Annotated in this window: 7 protein-coding genes; 5 read left to right on the top strand and 2 right to left on the bottom strand. The window is 64.2% G+C overall.

Annotated elements, in window-relative coordinates; all coding sequences use genetic code 11:
- Positions 1 to 11 precede the first annotated feature (11 nt).
- Positions 12 to 971, bottom strand: coding sequence for a 3-carboxyethylcatechol 2,3-dioxygenase (locus UC34_RS22420; protein WP_044457257.1), 960 nt, complete (start codon positions 969 to 971; stop codon positions 12 to 14).
- Positions 972 to 973: 2 nt separating this feature from the next.
- Positions 974 to 2,815: a bifunctional 3-(3-hydroxy-phenyl)propionate/3-hydroxycinnamic acid hydroxylase gene (locus UC34_RS22415; protein WP_044457256.1), complete on the bottom strand. Its 1,842-nt coding sequence runs from the start codon at positions 2,813 to 2,815 to the stop codon at positions 974 to 976.
- A 288-nt stretch (positions 2,816 to 3,103) separates the two neighbouring features.
- Between UC34_RS22415 and UC34_RS22410 the strand changes: the two genes are divergently transcribed.
- The 5 genes from UC34_RS22410 to UC34_RS22390 all read left to right on the top strand — a co-directional run bounded on the left by UC34_RS22410 (position 3,104) and on the right by UC34_RS22390 (position 21,455).
- Positions 3,104 to 3,892: a DNA-binding transcriptional regulator gene (locus tag UC34_RS22410; RefSeq protein ID WP_044458567.1), complete on the top strand. Its 789-nt coding sequence runs from the start codon at positions 3,104 to 3,106 to the stop codon at positions 3,890 to 3,892.
- 488 nt (positions 3,893 to 4,380) lie between these two features.
- Positions 4,381 to 6,534 carry a filamentous hemagglutinin N-terminal domain-containing protein gene (locus UC34_RS22405; protein ID WP_237165178.1) on the top strand — a complete coding sequence of 718 codons (2,154 nt, stop codon included), beginning with the start codon at positions 4,381 to 4,383 and terminating at the stop codon, positions 6,532 to 6,534.
- Positions 6,535 to 6,536: 2 nt separating this feature from the next.
- Positions 6,537 to 8,339, top strand: coding sequence for a ShlB/FhaC/HecB family hemolysin secretion/activation protein (locus UC34_RS22400; protein WP_044458565.1), 1,803 nt, complete (start codon positions 6,537 to 6,539; stop codon positions 8,337 to 8,339).
- A 67-nt stretch (positions 8,340 to 8,406) separates the two neighbouring features.
- Positions 8,407 to 9,336: a peptidylprolyl isomerase gene (locus tag UC34_RS22395; RefSeq protein WP_044457255.1), complete on the top strand. Its 930-nt coding sequence runs from the start codon at positions 8,407 to 8,409 to the stop codon at positions 9,334 to 9,336.
- A 107-nt stretch (positions 9,337 to 9,443) separates the two neighbouring features.
- Entirely contained in the window at positions 9,444 to 21,455 is a 12,012-nt protein-coding gene (locus UC34_RS22390) for a two-partner secretion domain-containing protein (protein ID WP_052811193.1), read from the top strand.

Below are 21,455 nucleotides of genomic sequence, written 5' to 3'. Positions count from 1 at the left end.
TCCGTGTGCATTCAGGCCGCAGCCGCGAGGGTTTTCCGGGGGGCGGCGTGCATGGCAGCGAATCCGGCGATCCACTCGGGAATGGCGCGGTAATAGTTGACCGATGCGCGATACTCGCCATAGGCGGCGAGCGCGGCGAATGCGGCGACCCAGGTGCGGATTTCGTGGGCCGACTTCCCGCCCTCGCGCGTGATCGTGTCGTTGTCGATGAGATCCAGCGCGCTCAGGTGGCCGCTCGCCAGCAGTTCGAGGAATGCCCGGTCCCACTGCGGATTGAGCGGATGCATATGACTCTCACCCGAGGTGAACGCCTTCGCCGCCGCGACCGTGCGGGCCTGACGCGCCGCACGCGACTCGGGCGACGGATTGCGTCCGGCGATCAGACGCTCCGCGACTTCCTCGCTCGCGCCGATCAACTCGGGCACCGGCGGCTCGTGCGAAATGCCGCCCGAGCCCACGACCAGCACGCGCTTGTCCGTCTGCGCAAAGTGACGGCCAATGGCGTCGCCCATCAGGCGCGCGCGGCGCAGCGTCGCCATCGGTGGGGCGACGCAGTTGATGAACACCGGCACGACGGGATAGACGTCGAGCCCGCCCGTGAGCACTTCCAGCGCGTAGGCAAAGCCGTGATCAACCTGCATGCGATAGGACAGCGCGACATCGACGTCCGACGCCAGCACGTCTTCGGTGAGCGCATGGGCTGTGGCCGACGGCACCGGCAGCGTGCCGGCCAGACTCTTGAAGTCACCAATGGCGGTGGCAGCGGCGCCGATGCAGAACTGCGGCATGACGTCGTAGAAGAAGCCGTTGAAGTGGTCCGGCGCGAACAGCACGACGAGTTCCGGGTCGAACGCGCGCACGCGCTCGCGCGCCTGTTCCTGAATGCGCTTCACTTCGGACACGACGTCGTCGGCGGGATCGAAGTAGCCGTGCAGCGGCGTGTGCGAAATACATTCGAGATGGATCGGCATGTTCAGGCTCCGGCGACTTTTTGCAGGGTGACGGGGGCGTCGGTGGGTACGTTTGCGGCGGGCGTCGTTACAAGACGGACCGGCGCTTCGGAAAGGCTCACCTTGCTGGCAAGTTCAATGAGCATGTCCGAGACTTCCTGCGGTGCGCAGACCCCGGCAACGAAGCGATCGGGGCGCAGCAGCGCGACGGATTGGGGGCGTGCCGCGAACCAGTTCTTCAGGCGGTTGAGCGGGTCACCGATCGCAATCACGCCCGCCGGGACATCGTCGGTGTGCGCCATCTGGACGTCGGGTTTGGCGAGCACGAAACGCACGCCGAGCCTGTCGGCCACGGCCCGCGCCTGGGCCGTCAGACCGAAGGTCGGATCGGCGCCCCAGCCCAGCACGGCGAAATGGTTGCCGATGACGTCGTCGAGCCGCTGAATCTCGCCCTGGCTCGTACGGACCTTCGGCTGAATGAACAGACGGCCTACCGGCGAGCTGGCGAGCGGATCGCGGCCGTAGGCGAGCCGGCCCAGCCACGAATCCCGTTTCTGACTCATCAGACCGAGCAAACGCCCCGGCGCCGAATTACCCGAGCGCTCCAGCACGCGGGCGAGCCATCCGCCCGTATGCTGCGCGGGCGGAAGCAGAACAACGCCTTCCTCGTAGCGCGGCATCGGTTTGAAGCGCATTTCGACGAAGTAGCGCTTGACCGCGGGAAACAGGTTGAAGCTGCGCACGAAGGCATCGCGAAACCGCACACCGAAGCGTGTGGTCGGCGCGAAGAGGTCGCCCGCGACTTCCGAGAGATGGATCATCGAGCGCGCGTGCGGGCGGCGCTCGGCCGTATAGGTGTCGAGCAGGCGCGCCGAGCATTGCCCCTTGACGACCATCGCGAGCTTCCAGCCGAGGTTGTTGGCGTCGCGAATCCCGCTGTTGTAGCCTTGCCCTTGCCACACCGGCATGATGTGCGCGGCGTCGCCCGCGAGCAGCACGCGCTCCACGCGGAAGGTGCGTGCAAGGCGGGCGTTGTGCGTATAGACGCGCTTGCGGATGTAATCCACCTTGTCCGGGTGCGCGACCACCTTGCGAATGAGCGCGGCCATGTTCTCCGGCTTCGAGAGTTCTTCTTCCGTCTCGCCGGGCATCACCATGAATTCGAAGCGGCGAATGCCGTGCGGCAACGCGGCCGAGACGTACGGGCGCTTGTGGTCGCAATGCAGATAGACGTGTGGCGCGCCGACCGGATCGTTACGCACGTCGACGACGATCCACTGGTTGGGCTTCGTGCGTCCCTCGAACGGCACCTCCAGCATGCGCCGGATCAGGCTGTTTCCGCCATCCGCACCCACGACATAGGCGGCGCGCAGCGTACGGAGCGCACCGTCGTTCGTGCGCGTCGTCAGCGTCACCCCCAGGGCGTCCTGCGTGAGGGCTTCGACACTGTGGCCGAACAGCACGTTGACGTGCGCGAACCGGTCGAGTCCCTCGAACAGCACGCGGTCCGCCAGTGGCTGGATGAAGGCGTTGCGACGCGACCAGCCGAATTCGTCGGTCTGGGGTTCGATGGACGCGAAGCAGTGTCCGTCGCTCGTCAGGAAGCGCATCCAGTGGTCGGGTGTCGTGTGGGGAAGCAACGCGTCGGTGAGACCAACGGCCTGGAAGACCCGCAGGGCTTCGTCGTCGAGGCCGATGGCGCGGGGATAGTCGATGAGCTGGTCGAGCTTCTCGACGATGGTGACGCGCACGCCTTGCAGGCCAAGGATGTTGGCGATCATCAATCCGACCGGACCGGCGCCGACGATCGCGACGTCCGTGGTGATGTCGGCTGCCGTGTCTGCGGCATTGACGGATGCAGTCATGTGTCTCGCTCCTACGTTTTTTCAGCGCGAGCGCGCCCCCGCGCGGATTCGGCGCGTTTCATCGGCGTGCTGCGTTCGGTGATTCCATGGCGGCTCGTGTCGGCCGCTAATCGTTGGGCTGGGTTCGGCTGTCGAGCGACTCGCGTCGCGAACGTCGCTCGTGCACAAAGGAGGGTGTCTCCGCTAGCTCTCTGATTTTTCGATGAGTCTAGGCAGGGGAAGCAAAGTGCTCAACAAATTCGCCGAAATGTGCATAGAATGCACATGATTGATTTGAAAGGTATTTTTGTGAGCAAATACCCGAATGTGCGCGGTCTGTCGCGCGGCCTGCTGGTACTGCGGGCGCTCAATGCGATGGAGCGCGGACGCGCCACGGCGCAGCAGTTGAGCGAAGCGACGGGACTGCATCGCACAACGGTACGCAGGCTGCTGGAAACGTTGCTGGAGGAGGGGTTCGTGCGCCGCAGTACCTCGGATGACACCTTTCGGCTGGCGCTCGCGGTGCGATCGCTGAGCGAGGGGTTCACGGACGACGAGCGCATTGCGACGGTGGCGCCGCCGATCATGGGGCAACTGATGCAGCGAGTCGTGTGGCCGTCGGATCTGACGACGCCGGACGGCGACGCCATGATCATTCGCGAGACGACACATCGTTTCAGTCCGCTGTCGTTTCACCGCGCCATGGTGGGGCGACGTTTGCCCATGCTGTTCACCGCTGCCGGTCGCGCTTACTTCTGTATGTGTCCGGACGCCGAGCGTGAGGACATTCTCGATTTGTTGCGCACGGGCGCGGGAGGCGAGTTGCAGCAGCGCTTTGCGAACGACGATGCGTTCATCCGCAATCTTGTGCGTCAGACACGAGAGGACGGCTTCGGCTCGAATCATGGCGACTGGCTCGACCAGCGAAAGATCGGCGCGGTGGCGGTGGCGATTCAGACAGAGGGCCGCGTGCTCGCGAGCCTGAACGTCATTTATCTGGATCAGGCGGTCAGTCGTGCGGAAGCCGAACGACGCTTCGTCCCCGCCTTGCAGGCCGCCGCTGCGGAGATGGCGGCGGCGTGCGCGGGGTTGACGTGACGTGAGCTGGTTTCATTCCTAAAAACGACGGAATCCGAATAGTTTGAAGCGAATTCCGAAGCGTGCGGCTTCTCGACTTCATAGATGCCGCGCAATCCATATGGATACCTGATGTTTCCTGATTCACTGAAAGTCATTCAAAGAAATCAACGACCTACGTAATTAAACGTAGATTCTCTGTATTCGACGATTCTAATGATTGCAACTGAATGAGATTGTTTCGCAATACGACAGAAGGCCACGAAAAATATCAAAAAAAATCTGTCGGTAGTCTAAAGATTCGTTGAAGTCTTTCCGTAATGCTCTGTCTGGGCCGGTTCTCATCGGCTAGGAATTCGAGGGGCGCGGGACTTCGCGCGAAGCTGGCACGACACGATAGCCGGCGCGCGGAGTGCCGTTCGGGGAACACCGACGATGCGGCGCACAGCCGCGTCAGACGTGGCCTTCGGATGTATGAGCAGTATGACAACTAAAAAACGAAAGATCAGATGCCTAGGCAATCAACGCGCGAAGTCTCGCCGTTGGCCGGCGAGATTGGCGGGCACAACAATCGTAGTTCGGGGAATCAGCGGTTTCAGACATTCCGAGGGGTAGCGAAGTACGGCCTGGCGACGATGCTCGCTGCGGTTGCGGCTGCGCATTGCCATGCCGCAGGCATCGTGCCTGATGGCGGCACGGCCACATCGGTTAGCGTCGGCGCCGATGGCCGTCAGAACGTCGCCATCGCCCCGCCTGTTTACGGGGTGTCCCACAACACCTACACCAGCTTCAACGTCGATCGTGCCGGCGCCACTCTCAACAACGCCGGGGTGAACGCGCGGACCATCGTCAATGAAGTGACCGGCACTGCTCCCAGCCTGATTCAGGGCCAGATTGCCGTTGCCGGCCCGCGGGCGAACGTCGTCCTGGCGAACCCCAACGGCATCACGGTGAACGGAGGCTCGTTCGTCAACACCGGCCACGTCGCGCTCTCCACCGGTCAGGTGTCGTTCAGCGACGTGCTCGTCGCCCCCGGTCTCTACCAGCGTAACGTCGTGCTCAATACCGGGCAGGGCACCATCGAAGTCGCAGGCGGCGGGCTCGCGGGCACGCTCATCGGGCTGGAGCTCATCGCCAAGTCGGTCAAGGTCAGTGCGCCGATGACCAACGACTTCTCCTCACCGACGGCCTACGTTCGCGTGATCGCGGGCAGCAGCAAAGTCTCGCTCAACACGCGTTTCTCGCCCGACGACAACAACAACGACTGGGTCACGCTCGCCAATCAGCAGCAGGCGAACCCGAATGCCATTGCGCTCGACGTCGAGCCGAACGGCAGCATCACCTCAGGCCGAATCCAGTTGCTCACGACCGATCTTGGCGCTGGCGTGCGCCACGCGGGCGCCATGATGGCGAACGCCGGGGATTTTTCGCTGACGTCCGCAGGCGACGTGATGCTGGCGCCGTCGAGCAAGATCAACGTTGCGAATAACCTGTCGTGGCAAGCAGCGGGACAAACGACGCTGCGTGGCGCGGCGATGCTTGCAGGCGGTTCGATCAACCTCTCGAGCCATGGCGTATTGATGGCCAACGCCGGGACCCTTCAGTCGACGCTGGTGTCGTCGCGCAGCGCCGTCGTGATCGACAGTCAGGGCGACATCACGAACGTCAGCAGCCTGATTCAGGGCGTTGCGCGCGATACCGCACTCGCGTCGTCGGCGGGCGCCATCACATTGAACGCGACCGGCGCCATTACCAACACGTCCGATCCGACGAATCCGGGCGGCGCGTTCGGCGTGATCTTCGGCGTGAACGACGACGTCGTCATGCGCGCTGCACGCGACATCGTCAACCTCAACGCGCGCGTGGAATCGAACCAGTCGGTGTCGATGCAAGCGCAGGGCGATCTCAGCAACGCAATTTCCCACGTTGAGGGCGCGAACGGCGGCGTCGCCACGGCCTACGCCAACAGCGGCCGGCGTTGGCTGCTTTTTTCGACGCGGGACGAAGGTTTCTCCGTCGACTACGGCTCGATTCCCGCGCCGGGCCAACTCGCTTACATCATTGCGGACGCAGGCAACGTCTCGCTCTCCGGGCGTAACGTCTACAACAACGGCGGCACGGTGCTCACCAACGGCGGCAACATTCGCGTCACCGCGACGAACGACCTCGTCAATCAGGCGGTCATGGCCGGTCAGGCGTCGTACCAGCGGTCGTGCTTCATTTTCTGCAAGGCGGTGGCGTCGAGCACGACGGCCTCGTATGGCGGACAGATGCAGGCGGCGGGCAGTGTCACCCTTCGGGCGGGGCAAAGCGCCAGCAACGTGGGCGGCAACGTCATTGCGTGGAGCGGCGACCTGACGGTGGACGCGCCGCTCGTCACCGCCCAGGGGTTGATGGGTTACACCGCCTACAACGGCACTCGGGGCCTTAAAGCATGGTTCGGCAACCACTGGGCGGCCATCTATGCGCAGAACGACGGGGGCCTGTTTTCCGCCGCCTCGGGGGAAGTGGTGCTGACCGGGCGAGGCGTCATCAAGGGCGGCGTCATCACGGGCGCCAGGGGCGTGCGTGCGGCGCAGGGCATCGAGACGGCTTACGTGCCTTATCGTGAACCCGCGCGCATCGGCACACACCTCGGTCTGACAACGTGGTTCGGCCTATGACGATGCGTATCGGAATCCTCTCGCGCATCTTTGGCGTGTCGCTCGCGTTGTGCTGGACGACGAACGCTGCGTTCGCACAAACCCCGCCGGGACTGCCGCCGCTGCCCACGTTGCCCTCCGGCATCGTGCCGCAGCAGGACCCGGGGCAACGGCTGCTCGACGAGCAACGCAATCGCGAATTGCAGCGCGAACTCGATCGTCAGCCCGCGCAGATCGAAGTGGCGCCTTCTGCGGCGTCCCGGGTTCCCGATCTTCCGGTGGATGCCGACGTCGAAACGCTCGCCGATCCGGAGCCAACGTTTCGCATCGACCGGATCGTCTTCAAGGGCGACACGGTGCTGAGCCAGTCGCGCCTCGAGCGCATTACCGCGCCGTTCCTGCATAAAGCGCTCGGTCGTCGGCGCATCGACCTGCTGCTGCGTCGTCTGACGGAAGCCTTCGTGGCGGACGGTCTCATTACCACGCGGGCCTATCTTGCAACGCCGCAGAACCTGTCGTCGGGCACGTTGGCCATCACCATCGTTGCGGGCCGCATCAGCGGCTTCACGCTGAATGGCGGGGCGTTGCGCCCCTCGGGCGAAGGCAAGCCGGGCGACGGTGGTGGCTTGCTGACGGAGGCTGGCACCGCCTGGGCCTTTCCGGCATCGGTCGGCGACGTGCTGGCATTGCCCGCACTCGAACAGGGCGTCGATCAGATCAATCGGTTGCGTCGCAACCAGGCGCAGATCCAGATACTGCCGGGGCAGGCGGCAGGCGAGTCCATCGTCGCCATTCAGAATCCGTTCGGCAGCCGTTTGAACTACAACGTCGGCCTCGACAACTACGGCAGCACGGCGACCGGACGCTGGCGCACGCGGGCGTCGGTCGAGGCAGGCAACGTCATCGGCTTGCAGGAGTCGCTGAGCCTGGCCTATACCGGCACGCGCGACAGCAATGCGCTCGTCGTGTCTGCCGCCGTCCCTTACGGATATCAGACGTTCAGCTACACCGCCGCGCTTTCCGAATACCAGCAGATCATCGGTGGCACAGCGCTGCTTTACGGCCGCACGCTCAGTCAGATCTTCGGATGGAACACCGTGCTCACGCGCTCGTCGTCGGGCCGCGTGAGTCTCGACGCCACACTCACCAAGCTCTCTACCGAGCGCGACGTCAACGACATACCCCTCTCACCGCAGGACCTCACGATCTTGCGCGTCGGCGTCTCGGGACTGTGGCGCTTCACGCGCAACGGTCAGCCTGGGGCGCTCACGGCGTCGCTCGGCATCTCGCAAGGCTTGCCATGGCTCGACGCCACGCGCGACTTCGACGGCATCCAGAAGCAGGATGCCCACGCACAGTTCACCAAACTCGACGCCAGCACGACGGTGCAAATGCCGCTCGCCCAGCTTGGCCCGACGTACTGGACGTGGCGTACCACGCTCACCGGACAGTACAGCGGCGTGGCGCTCTTCGGCAACGCACAGATCTTCCTTGGCGGGACCGATTCCGTTCGCGGTTTCCTGCAAGGCGGTATCGCGGGCGACAGCGGCTTCTATGTCCGCAACGAGGCCGTATGGGCCAACGCGCCCGTCTGGCAGGGCCTGCGATGGGAGCCGTATCTGTTTCTCGACGGCGGCAAGGCGCATCTGGTGGCCGAGTCGGGCTGGCCGACGCTCGTCGGCGCCGGTGTCGGGGTGCGTGCGCAGTGGCAGTTCCGGGGGCAGACGTTCTCGGGTGAGTTGATGGCGGGGCGCGCGTTGGTGCAGCCATCGTCGCTGGGGCCGAAGGGAAGTGTCGTTCTCGTCACGCTCAACTGGGCGGGATGAATTCTGAAGATGCGGGCTTGCGGGCACTCGGCTCGCAGCGCCCGCCAACGTTGCGGGAGAGGAATCGATGAAGGTGAAGTTCAGCCGTGTGTGCGTGGCTGCGAGCGTGTTCGCAGCGCTGAGCGTGACGCTGCCGAGTGCGATGGCGGCGAAGCAGGTGACCAAATCGGACAACAAGGCGGACGCCAAGGTCGACAGCAAGACCGACAGCAAGACTGACGGCAAGGGCACGGCATCGAAGCCGCTGCCCGCCGACGCCGTCGCCAGCGTGAACGGCGTGACGATCTCGAGGGCGTCGGTCGACGCAATGGTCAAGGCGAGCGGACAGCCCGACAGTGCGCAACTGCGTGAACTGTTCAAAGGGCAATTGATCGCCAACGAACTGCTCAAGCAGGCTGCGCTCAAGCAGCACTACGAGACGCGCCCGGAAGTGCAGGCGGCGCTCGAAGCGGCGAAGACGATGATCGTCACGCGCACGTACATGACCGAGCATCTGAACGCCGCTCCGGTGAGCGATGCCGACGTGAAGGCCAAGTACGACGCCGTGGTCGCAACGCTGGGCGAAAACGAGTATCACGCCAGCGCCATTGCGGTACGTGACGCCGCCACCGCGCAGACGGTGCTCGACGAGATCAAGAAAGGCAGCGATTTCGCGGCGCTGGCGCGTCAGTACAGCCAGGGTCCCAACGCCGCGCAGGGCGGCCAACTGAACTGGGTCTCGTTCAAGACGCCGATCACGGCGGGCAATACGCAGAACTGGCCGCAACCGATTGCCGAAGCCCTGGTGAAGTTGCCCAAGGGCGCGGTATCTGCCGAGCCACTGAAGATCGGCGAGCAGTTCTGGATTCTGCGCATGGACGACAAGCGCGCCACGCAGATTCCGAAGTTCGAAGACAGCGCACCGCTGCTGCGCAAGCAACTTGAGCAAGTGGCGATGGAGAAGGCGACTGCGCAGGTCATCGGCGACCTCGTCAAGAACGCACGGATTCAGCAGTAACCGCAGTCGCTCTACCGCACGCACCGCAATCTGCAGGTCGCAAGGCCGCTGTGTCCACCACAGCAGCCCCGGGGCAACGCACGTCATAGAAACGGACAAGGCACGTCATGAAGGAAACTTCGCGAGAGTTCATCGAAGCCGGGAAAACCGCTCGTCAATCGGCACGCGCCGACGACGCAGGCGATCTCGTCCTCAACGAGACGCCGACGATTCGTTTGTGGCAACGCGCGATTGCGGCCTGCGTCGCCCTCACGCTGCTCGTGAGTCCAATCTCCGTGACGTTCGAGCTGAGCCAGTCCGCGGCGCGCGAACTTGCCGCCAATCGCGGGGGCTTTGACGACACTGCGTTGACGGTGATGCGTTCGCTCGCCACGCTACGCGTACACGTGGGCATGCGTGAAGCCTTTGCGGCCCCCATCACCGATCCGACGGCCCCTGTCGTTTTCGCGCCGAAGATCATAACGAGCGGCAACGGCGTACCGGTGGTGAACATCACCGCCCCCAATGCGGCGGGTATCTCGCTCAACCAGTACCAGACCTTCAACGTCGACGCTGCGGGCCTGATCCTCAACAACAGCCTGCTCAACGGGACGTCGCTCAACGGCGGCGCCATCGCCGCTAACCCCAATCTGTCGGGGCGCACGGCGAGCACCATCGTCAATCAGGTCACGTCGTCCGGCAGCGCGTACGCGAGCGCGCTGAACGGTCCGCTGGAGGTGTTCGGCGCACCTGCGACGGTCATCATCGCGAATCCGAACGGCATTTCGGTGCGCGGCGCGGGGTTCACCAACACCATCGGCGTGACGCTTACCACGGGCACGCCCCAATTTCTGAGCGCGCCCGGCGGCACGCCGACCGATTTCGCCAACGCCGGCGCGCTCGGCTACAACGTCACCAGTGGCCACATTCAACTGGAAGGCAACGCGGGCGCGAACGGTCCCGGCAGCGGCATCGAGGGCACGGTCGGCGCCATCGACCTGATCGGCCAGACAGTCGGTGTCAATGCACCGCTGTATGCCGGTACGCGAATCAACGTCATCACCGGCAATCAGCAAGTCTCGACCGGCGCCGTGGACGGCACGGGCACACGCTACATCACGGGCGCCAACGGCGCGGCGAATACGGCGCAGGCCGTGCAGCGCGCCACGGGCAACGCGCAGGTCCTCGCGATTGACGCTACCCGCTTCGGCGCGATGACTGCCGGGCAGATCCAGGTGATCGGCACGACGGCGGGCCTTGGCGTGCGCATGGCGGGCGATCTTGCGGCCACCGCCGGGGACCTGACGCTCTCGTCCGGCGGCGATCTCACGGTGGCGAACCACGCCGCGCAGCAACAGGTGCAGATGAGCAGCGCGGGCAACGTTGCGCTCACAGGTACCGGACTTGGCGAGACGGGCTATCGCCTGACGGCGACCGGCGACATCTCGGCGGCAGGCTCGCTTCAGTCGGGCAAGGCACTGGACGTGCGCGCAGGCGGCGATCTCACGCTCGCCAACATCCAGTCCAACGACAGTGCCACGCTAAGCGCGGCCAAAGCGCTGACGCTGCGCGAAGCGCAAGTCGGTGGCGACTTGTCGCTTGCGACGCAGGATGTCGCGCAAGGCGACATTCGTCTCACGGGACCGGTGACCGTCGCGGGCGCACTGGTCGCGAATGCCGCGCGCGGTATGTTCGTCACCGATAGCACCGGTGCGACGGGCAACGTGTCGATTACGACCGGCGGCGACTTGCAGATCGCCCAGGGCGCGCGATTGACGGGGCACGGTGGCGTAGCGACGCAATCGGCGGGCGACACGCGCGTCGACGGCACGCTCGCTTCCGGCGGGCAGTTGGACATGACCTCGCGAGGCGGCCTCGACGTTCAGGGCGATATCGCTTCGACGCAAACCGCGCGATTGCGCGCCGACGGCGCGCTGAATATCGACGGTACGCTGCTCGGACAAACCGATGCGACGCTGCGCGCAGGCGCCGACCTCACCGGCAAGGGAAAGCTCGCCTTCGGAACGAACGCGACATTGCGCGCGGCTCGTGACGTCTCGCTGACCGGTACCTTGCTGGCGGGTGCGCTGAACATGGAAGCGGGGAAGAGCCTGTCGCTCAATGACGCGCAAAGCACCGGCATGGCAGCGCTTAGTGCACTGGGTAGCGCGGGGGGCGCGGGTGGGGGCGACATCGCGCTGCAAGGCAAGGTCTCGTTCTATGGCGCGGCGGCGCTCACGGCGGCGCGCGATGTGCTCGTGAACGGCACGACGGCCGGTGGGGACGCCCTGACGCTCGCCGCTTCGCGCAACGTGACCGTCACCGGGACACTTCAAACCGCGGGCACGAACCAGACGCTGTCGGTGAGCGCGGCCAATGCCGTGTCGGTGCCGGGCTCCATCGAGGCCAGCGCAGACCTGAAGGCGAATGCGGGTACGACGCTCGACATCGCGGGCACTGCTACAGCGGCGGGCGACGTCCGCCTCCAATCCGATGGCGACATGCGCGTGTCGGGCAATGTCTCCGGACAACGCACAGCCACCCTCGACGCGGGCGGGAACCTCGACATTGGCGGCGGTGCGCATTTCCTCGGCAATACGTTGCTCACGTCAGGCGCAAACGCCACGCTCGGCGGCAAGTTGCAGACGGCAAATCTGGTCGTCACGAGTCGCAACGATGTGACGCTCGGCGACATTCAGGCCAGCGGCACATTGGACGTCACGGCAAACGGTCTCGGCGGTGGTGGCGATATTCGCGTCATGGGGCCGCTCGCGTCGTTCGGCGTTGCCACACTGAATGCGGCACGCGACGTGCGCATCACCCCGACGGGAAAGATCGCGGCGAACGACAGGCTCACCGTGACCGGGCAGCGAGACATTCAGCTCGACGGCGCTGTGACGGCTGTCGGCGATGTCGCCATGACGGCGTCATCCGGCAATCTGACGACGACGGCCGATCTGAGCACCAACAGCACGCTTGCCTTGAGCGCGGGGCAGACGGTGACGTTGGGCGCACCCCAGACGAGTGCCATCGGCAACGCATCGGTGACGGCCGGTCAGGACATCGTGCTCAATGGCGCACTGGTCGGGCTGGCGGGCGTGCTGCAAGCGGGGCGCGATCTCGTCGGGGCGGGCGCATCGGCGTTCTCCGATGCCGCAAGGCTCACTGCGAATCGGGACATCAATCTGTCCGGCGTGTTGCAGGGCAATGGTGTGAGCGTGGCTGCGGGCAACAGCGCAACGGTGTCCAGCGTCACGTCGAATGGCCTGTTCTCAGTATCGGCCAACGGCAATGCGGGCGGTGGCGACGTTATCGTCAATGGCGAATCGAGTGCGGTCGGTGCAGTCGCGCTGAAGGGCGCGCGCGACGTCACCGTCGCAGGCACCTTGCAAACGGGCGACGACGCCACGCTCGCCGGCGCACGCGACGTCAACATGACGGGCACGGTCCACACGGTGAAAGACGCCACGCTGACGGCCACACAAGGCAGTGTCAACGTCGACGCGCAGGGCAAACTCGGCGTCGGCGGGCAACTGACCGCGTTGGCGGGGACGGACGTCGTCATGGGCGGGCAGACGGCGGTTGCGGGCAACACGACGCTCGCCTCGGGGCGCGACACGGTCGTCCAGGGCGCGTTGAACGGTCAGGGCGCCGGACGCATCGATGCCGGACGCGACGTGAGCGGCACAGGTTCGGCGTCGTTCACCGGCGCGCTTGACGTCAGCGCAGCGCGAGACGTCGACCAGAACGGCCTGTTGCAGGGCGGCGGTCTGACGGTCGTCGCGGGCAATAGCGTGACCGTCAAAAACGCGCAGTCGACCGGCGCATTGACGCTGACCGCCAAGGGGCTTGCCGGCGGTGGCGACGTGATCGTCAATGGCGAATCCGGCGCACCGGGCGCCGTGTCGTTGCAGGCCGCGCGCGACATCATCGTGGCGGGCGCGCTCGGCGGTGGTGCGGGCACTACGCTCGACGCGCAACGCGACATCGTCGTGGACGGCGCGATCCAGTCGGTAGGCGACGCCAACCTGACGGCACGTGGCGGTAGCATCCGCGCGACGGGCGGTGTCAGCGGCGCGGCGAATCTCTTCTTCGACGCCGCACAAGACGTCACGCTTGGTCAGTCGACGAGTGCGTTGCGCGACGTCACGATCAACGCCGGACGCGATCTGCAAATCGGCGCGGTGTTGGTCGGCGTGAACGCGAACCTGACGGCGGGCCGCACGTTGCTCGATACCGGCGACGGCAGCAGCAAGGCCGTCTTCACGGGCAATGCCACGCTCGCGTCGGCAGGCGACACGCGAATCACGGGCGGCGTGCAGGCAAATGCCATCGACGTGACGGCCGGTGGCAATGCGATGCTCGGCATCCTCAACTCGGCCACCGGCATCAAGGTCACGACGACCGGCACGGCGGGCGCGCTGGGTGGTCCGGGCGACATCGTCTTTAACGGCGCAGTGTCGTCGCCGAATGCGTTCTCGGCGAGCGCCGCGCGCGACATCCTCCTTGCCGGCAGCGTGGCGTGCGGTGCGGCATGCGAACTGATCGCACAACGCCATCTGTCGGTGACGGGGACGGCGCTCACGATGGGCGATCTCTCGTTGATGACGCGCACGGGCGACCTCGCCATCAGTGGGGATGTGACGACAGCCGGTGCGCTGCTGGCGACGAGCGCGGGGAATGCGACGCTTGGCGGCAAGCTGAGCGTGCAGAGCGACTTGCGTGCGTCCGCCGTCAACGATCTCACGCTGACTGGACAAACGAACGTGCAGGGGATCGGCGCGTTGAGCGCCGGTCGCGACATCCTCGGTGACGGTACCGCCTTGTTCGGCGCAGACGTCACGCTCGATGCGAGGCGCAGCATTGCGCTCACGGGCGCGCTTTCCGGCCAGAACGTCGACGTCCACGCCGCAAACAACGCAGGTCTGCATAACGTGCAGGCGACCCAGGCGCTGACGGTGACAGCGGGCGGCGGCGATGTCGCCATTACCGGCGACGCCGTCGCACTTGGCACGGTAACGCTCTCCGGTGCACGCGACGTCGCCGTGACCGGCAAGACCGTCGGTGGCGACAACGTCACGGTGAGCGCCGCGACGGGCGACATTCGTCTGCAAGGCGACACGGCTTCCGAGCGCCACCTCACGCTGACGGCGGCGAACGGCGCGATCACCACGGGCAACGCGGGCGCGCAGGGCGACGTGAGCGTCAATGCGGGCAAGTCGCTCACGATGCAAGGCGACACGACGGCCAACGGTCTGGTGCGTCTGAGCTCCGGCGGCGACATGACGCTGGGCAACGTACGTAGCGTCGTGGCAGACGCCGTCGCCGGTCTGCTGACGGCAGGCGGCAAGCTCAGCGCTACGTCGCTCACGTTTGGCAATGGTGGCCTCACCACGGTGTCAGGTGGTGCAACGCAAGTCACGGGAGCCATCGTTGCGGGCGATGCGCTGGCGATGACCACGACAGGCGATCTGACTACGGGCGCTATCCAGGCGGGCAAGTCGGCCACGCTCACGGCGGGCGGTACGGGTGACGTTCGCGTTGCAGGAGATGTCGGCACAGGCGCCCGCCTGAGCGTCAATGCCGGACGCGACGTGACGCTCGGCGGTGCAGTGACGGCGGGTGAGGGTCTGACCGTCACGGCCGCGCGGGACCTGACGGTGACCGGCGCGCTGTCGGCGAATCAGGACATCGCACTGACCGCGATGCAGGGCAACGTCACGCTGACCGGCCCCGTCACCGCGATTCAGAACTTCACGGCGAAGGCGGGCAGTGCGTTGGCGATGGGGGCCGCGCAGGTCAACGGCGACACGTTGCTGACGTCCGGCACGACGATGGCGCTGAGCGGCCATCTGCTCGGCAAGGGCACTGCAACATTGCAATCGGGTGGCGACATCAATGGAAGCAATGGCGCCCTGACGTTCGGCAAGGACGTGGCGGTCACTTCCGGCGGCAAGCTGACGCTGGGCGGTGTGGATACGGCGGGTGACGTCAGGATCACATCCGCCAGCGACGCGTTGCTCGATGCCTTGACCTCGATGGGCAAGGCATCGCTCACCAGCACGTCGGGCAGCCTGACGCTGGACAAGGTGCTCGTGGGTGGCACACTCGATGCGACGGCTGCGACGCATCTGACGGCACTGCAAGGCGTGTCGAGCATGGGTGCGATGACGTTGACCGCGCAGAGCGGAAACCTCGGCGTAGCGAACGTCTCGGGCAACGACACCATCGCCCTGCGTGCGGGGCAGACGCTCACGCTGGGAGGCACCAACACCGTCGTCGGCGACATGACGCTCGATGGCGGGAACGTCGTCATCAACGGCGCTACGACCGCGTCCAAATCCTTCACGGTCACAGCAATCGGCGCACTTGATGCCAGCGGCGGGCAACTCTTCGTCACCCAAGACGCGAAGCTGAGTGGCGCGCGCATCGACACCGGCGCGATGATCGTCGGCGGTGCGTTGGATGTGACTGCGACGCAATGGATCAGGACGCACGGCCTCGCGCTCATCAACGGCGCGACGACCTTCAATGCAGGCGCAGGAACGTTTACGAACTCGGCAGGCGCGTCGGTGCTTAGCGCGGGCGCTTTGACGATCAACGCCGGTGGCATCGTCAATCAGACGGGCGGGCAACTGGCGTCGACGAAGGCGCTGACGATGACGTCGACCGGCGACGTGACCAATGCCGGTTTGCTCAACGGCAGCACGACGTCCGTCACGGCGGGGGGCACGCTGACCAATAGCGGCACGCTGCTCGGCGCGGGCGGCGTGTCGCTCAACGTCAACGGATTGAACAACAACGGCGGCATGATCCTTGCGGGCGACGTGACGAGTGCAACGCCAACGAGCGCGGATCTCTCGCTGACGGTCAATGGCGCGGGTACGGTCACGACCGCCGGCGGCGAACTGGCCGCGACGCGCAATCTGGCGGCGTCGATGAACGCCGCGACGTTCGACGTGACGGGCGGCGCGTTGCAGGCTGGCGGCACGATGTCGATCACGGCCAACGTCATCAATAACGCAGGCATGTTGCAGTTGGGCGGCGCGAGCACGTCGCTCACGGGCCTGTCGTCGTTCATCAACAGCGGCACGATTCAGAGCAACGGTGCACTGACGCTGGCGAGCAACGGCTGGTTCACTAACAGCGGCAGTGTGGTGGGCGGCAGCGATGTGACGATCAACGCGGCGACGATCAACGGCGTGGGCGCGACGATTCACGCTGACCGCGATCTGTCGTTGACCCGCGACGTCATCAACAGTGGCCTCATCGAAGCGAACCGCAACCTGAACGTGAGTGGTGGAAACTTCACGAACGCCGGCGCCACGACGCAGGCGGCGGGCGACATCACGTTCAACATGCCCGGCACGCTGAACAACATCGGCGGCACCATCATCGCGGGGAACAACCTGACGGTGACGGCGGGAGCGGTGGTGAATGATCAGGCGGCGGGGTCGGGGTCGGTGACGACTACGACGACGGTCGTTGATCCGAGTCTGATCTGGAGCGCGATTATCGGAACGCGCGGTTCGAAGCTCAGCCTGGGTGCCGGTGGAGGCGAAGGCGACATGAACGTGCGGTGGCTCGACGTGACGTCCACGGCAACGCTCGGTGATCTCCTGTCGCCCACGGGCGTAACGCTGGAAAGCAAACCTGAGAATATCAACCCCTGGACGGGCGACCGCTGCGATGTCTTTCTGTCGCGACCGTGTAATCCTGGGACCGCCGAGCCGGTGGCTGGCTCCGGAACGTTCTACATGAACAAGTTCCGCGGCAGTCGGATGGTGGGCGACTATCCAGTCGACTACGACTATTGGCAAATGAGCGCTGCGCCGGTGCCGGGTGCGCAGGCGTCAATCGCCATTGTGTTGCCAACGGTCAACCAAACATCGACTGTGACTCAGATGGGTGCGTCGGGTGTCATGATCGCAGGTGGAGATGTTTCGCTGACAACTGCGAATCTTTCCAATAGGGGCGGGCAGATCGCGGCAGGTCGGAATGTCACACTCAATGTCGGCACGCTTTCCAACGGTGCGGTAGCGCCGACGGCGACAAGTACTGTTCTCAATGCGGTGGATCAGGGGCAGTATTCTGCGTTTCTTGCGCAATTGGCTTCTCTCGGTGAGATCGAGGTTCCGGCTGCTCACTATGAAACGATCGCCGATATTCAGAAGGAGCACGAACTCGTCGCTTTCAAGATTTCGACGGACGCTGCAGCCCCAACGTCGACTTCCACGATTTCGTGGTCGACATCGCTCGGACTGATCACCGCTGCGAATACGCTAAACCTCTACGGCGGCAACCTCGTGAACGAGGGCATGATCTACGCCCAGAACAACGTCAACATTTACGCTGCGAGCGTCACGAATCAGGGCGGGAATACCCAGCAATTCACGTCACAGGCCGGATGCGCGGCGGGAACGAGCAACGTTGCCTGCTACCGGGGTAACGACGTTCGCGGGCAGAACCCGAACACCACCTCATTCACCTTCGCGCAGAACAACGCCGCCATCATCGCGGGCAACAACCTCACGATTGCGGCGGGCACGATCAACAACAAGTATGGCGATCTGATCGCCGGTCACGATCTTGTGATCGGCGGTGTGGGTTCGTCGGCGACGGGCACGACCGCAGCTGACTCGCTCACCAACACATCAGGCAACATCCTCGCGGGCAACAACCTGACCTTGAACGTCGCAGGCGGCATCACCAACACGTTGCCGCCGCCGGTTCAGGTGCACGAGAACTACGGCAAGCTCGAAAAGTACTCGGGTTGTATGACGGCGGGTGGCTATAAGGAAAGCTACTGCGAGGCGTACGTCGATCAGCAGTCGGGCAACTCGTCGATCATCGGTGCGGGGAAAAATCTCACGATCAATGCCGGGTCGCTGACGAACGTCGGCAGTCTGATCACGGCGGGGCTTAACGCAACGATCAACGTCAGCGGCCCGGTGGTCAACAGTGCGCAGACGCTCAATGCCTACTGGCACTCGCACTGGGTGCAAGAGACGGGCATGTTCGAGTCGGACAAGCGTCACGATGTGTGGAGTTGCGGCAGTGCGGCGGAATGTACGTCGCTGTATGGGGATGCTTACACGAGCGTAGGCGGCGTCATCAACCCGCCGACGCCGGTGGGTAACATCGCTGCGGCGATTCAGGCGCCGAATTTGACGCTCACGTCGGGCGGTCAGATCGTCAACGTCGGTAACGTGGTGGGCCAGTCGGTGTCGCTCACCGGCACGAGCTTGGTCAACGGCATCACGACGGCCAACACCTACACCCCGCAAGTCGGCAACCCACCGCAGGTAATTAGCCTGGCACCGGCGAACGGTGGTCTGAACCTGACGATCCCGGCGAGCTTGGGCGGCACGGGATCATCGATCCTCACGGGCGCGGTCGGCCAGCAGAACGGCCCAAGCTATGTCGTGGGCGGGTTGGGCGCAACGCTCGATCCTGTCTCCCCGCAAGTGCTGATCTCGAACTTGCCCGCGTCGCTGCAACCGAGCACGACGACGTTCTACTTTTCTCCCCAGCAAGAAGCCATCCAACTCCAGCAAGCCGCCCTAATGCAGACGGGCAAGGCGAGCTTCATCAATGGGTTGTCGACGGACAGCACGTCGCAGTTGAGCGTGAACGACCAGCAGAAGCTGGTGCTGTACGGCAACGCGGTGGAGTACGCGAAGACGAACAACATCCAACTGGGTCAGGCCCTGACACCTGAGCAGGTTGCAGGGTTGTCTCAACCGATGCTGTGGTACGTCGAGCAGACGGTGCCGGAGCCGGGGTGTGCTGCGACGGGCAACGCGGCGTGCCCGACCGTCACAGCGCTGATGCCGCAGGTGTACCTGCCGGAGAACTTCTCGGCGCTCTCGGCTGGCGGCCAGATTCTGGCGAGCAACGACCTGTCGTTGAACTTCGGCAGCACGGCCACAGGCGGCAGCATTCTGAACACGGGTTCCATCACCTCAGGCGGGACGCTGACGGTAAACACCGGCACGCTGACAAACCGCGCGAACGTGGTCGACGTTGGCGAGATCTGGAGCTACATCAAAGACTCGGGTTACCTGAAGACCACCGGCACGATGGTGCAGCCCGGTGGCTTCATGAGCGCAGCCGCAGGTGGCCTGACGCTGAACGTCGACCAGTTCAACCAGATCGGTGGTGCGCTTCAACTCTTAGACCCGAACGGTCAAGTTGACCAAGCGGCGACGCAAGCCTTCATCGCAGGCGTCGCTGCACAGTTGGGCGACAACTTCCTCCAGCAGACAATGCAGAACGACCTGCACACGGATTTCGTGAAGCAGGGCGGGAACTTCGGGATTCAGCAGGTTGGGATGATCGTCGCAGCAGTGGCGATGTCGATGGTGCTGGGTCCGATGTTCTCCGTGATGGTGGGACAACTCGCAGGTGTGGAAGCTGGCGCGGCGACGCTGATGGCGGCAGCAGGAACCACCGCGGAAGGTGTGGCCATCGGTGCTGGCATCGGCAACATTGCGTTGAGTGCCGGACTAACGGCGATGACGAGTTCGGCCTTCACGCAGTTGGCAATGACGGGGTCGATGAATTTCGGTTCGGTCATCACGAGCGGACTCGCAAGTGCGATCACGGCCGGATTGCTGAACGGCATTACTTACTCCGGTGACGGAGGACTCGGTTATACGACGCTGGGAGGTTCAAGCAGCAGCTTAAGCAGTTTGGCTGGCGTCAACCCGAGCTATGTGGGCGGCACGGCAGCAAATGCCGCAGCGACGACCGCGGACAAACTTCTGTCGCAAGGCATAGCAATCCTTGGGCAGTCGGTGATCCAAGCAGGCGTGCAGTCGACGATTCAGGGAGGGAGCTTCCTTGAGGCGTTGAAGGGCAGTGGGGTTAGCAATTTGAGCGCTGCGCTTGCATATCAAATTGGTTCGCTTGGCCCGGACGCCCTTGGACAGTTGGGATATGTGGGAGCGCATGCGGCACTGGGGTGTGCTAGCTCGTCCGCGTTGGGAACCGGATGTGGTGGCGGCGCTATCGGCGCAGCTACCAGCGCCGTGCTCACTCCATTGTTGCGCGACGCGTTATACAACGGATCGGAAACCGTTACGTACACGGATAACGGTGATGGTACGGTCACGAAGACCACGAGTTACGACAATTCTGCAATTAACGCGAGCATCGCGTTAATTGCAGGACTTTCTGGTGCTGGCCTATCGGGAGTGCTTGGTCAGAATCCGAATGGAGGTGTGACGGCGGCGCAGAACGAAGCGACGAACAACGCGTTGAGCGAGAAGTACCAGTACCTGACTGCACAGAAGCTAGCCTGCAGTGGGCAGGCAATGAGTTGCTATCGAGACGCGTTGACTGCGACCCAAGCTGCCTACATCCAGGCGAAGGTCGAAGTGGCGACCCAATGCGCGACGGGTGGTGACAATGCGGCTTGCCAAATCGCGCGCAATGACGTTGCACAGCTATATCTGAACGGTCAAAGCTTGCAGCAGTTTGTGCAGGGTACGCCGGATTGCCAGACGGCCGGTTGTGTGGCGGCAACTACAGCGGGTTACGGCATTCTTGGGCTCCTAACCGGGTGGGCGTTAGGACGGTTCGTTGGGGCGGCGCGCGGAATCTTCAGTCGTCCTTCCGGACCAACCGTAGGCCCTTCGGCATCGAGTGATATGTTGACGGCGGGGGATACCGAACTTTCCAGCAGATTCGGGAGCGGAGGATTAACACCCGGTATGGACAACGGTGTGACCCCTAACGCAAACCTAGCTGATCCCCTAGCGAGCCTGAAAAGTTCGCGCGCACCTTTGGGGGAAGTGTCACTCACGATTTCGGGGAAGGTGGGGACATTTGACATTGCCGGGATTCGATATCCTCTGCAAGTAAATCCTTCGGGGACCACCGCGGCGATGCGCGTGGTGGATCCTGAGACGTCAGCATTCTCATTGCTAAGAAAATTAAGTGACGGAGCACCTGTTGTTAGAAGGGAGGTCCCAGGGGGAACAATTTATCAAGCAACCAACGCGGCTGGTCAAACCTACACCCTTCGGCCGTTTTCTTCGACGTCGGCCCAGACGGGAGTGTTTGAATGGACTTTGCAGGGTGCGCGTGGTTCTCTGCCGGGCGGCTTGAAAGAAATTAAATTTAGAGGTGAATGA

It is taken from the genome of Pandoraea vervacti, from assembly GCF_000934605.2.
GTDB lineage: Bacteria > Pseudomonadota > Gammaproteobacteria > Burkholderiales > Burkholderiaceae > Pandoraea > Pandoraea vervacti.
The sequence above is the reverse complement of the archived record's forward strand: the minus strand, read 5'-3'. Positions and strand labels throughout refer to the sequence as shown.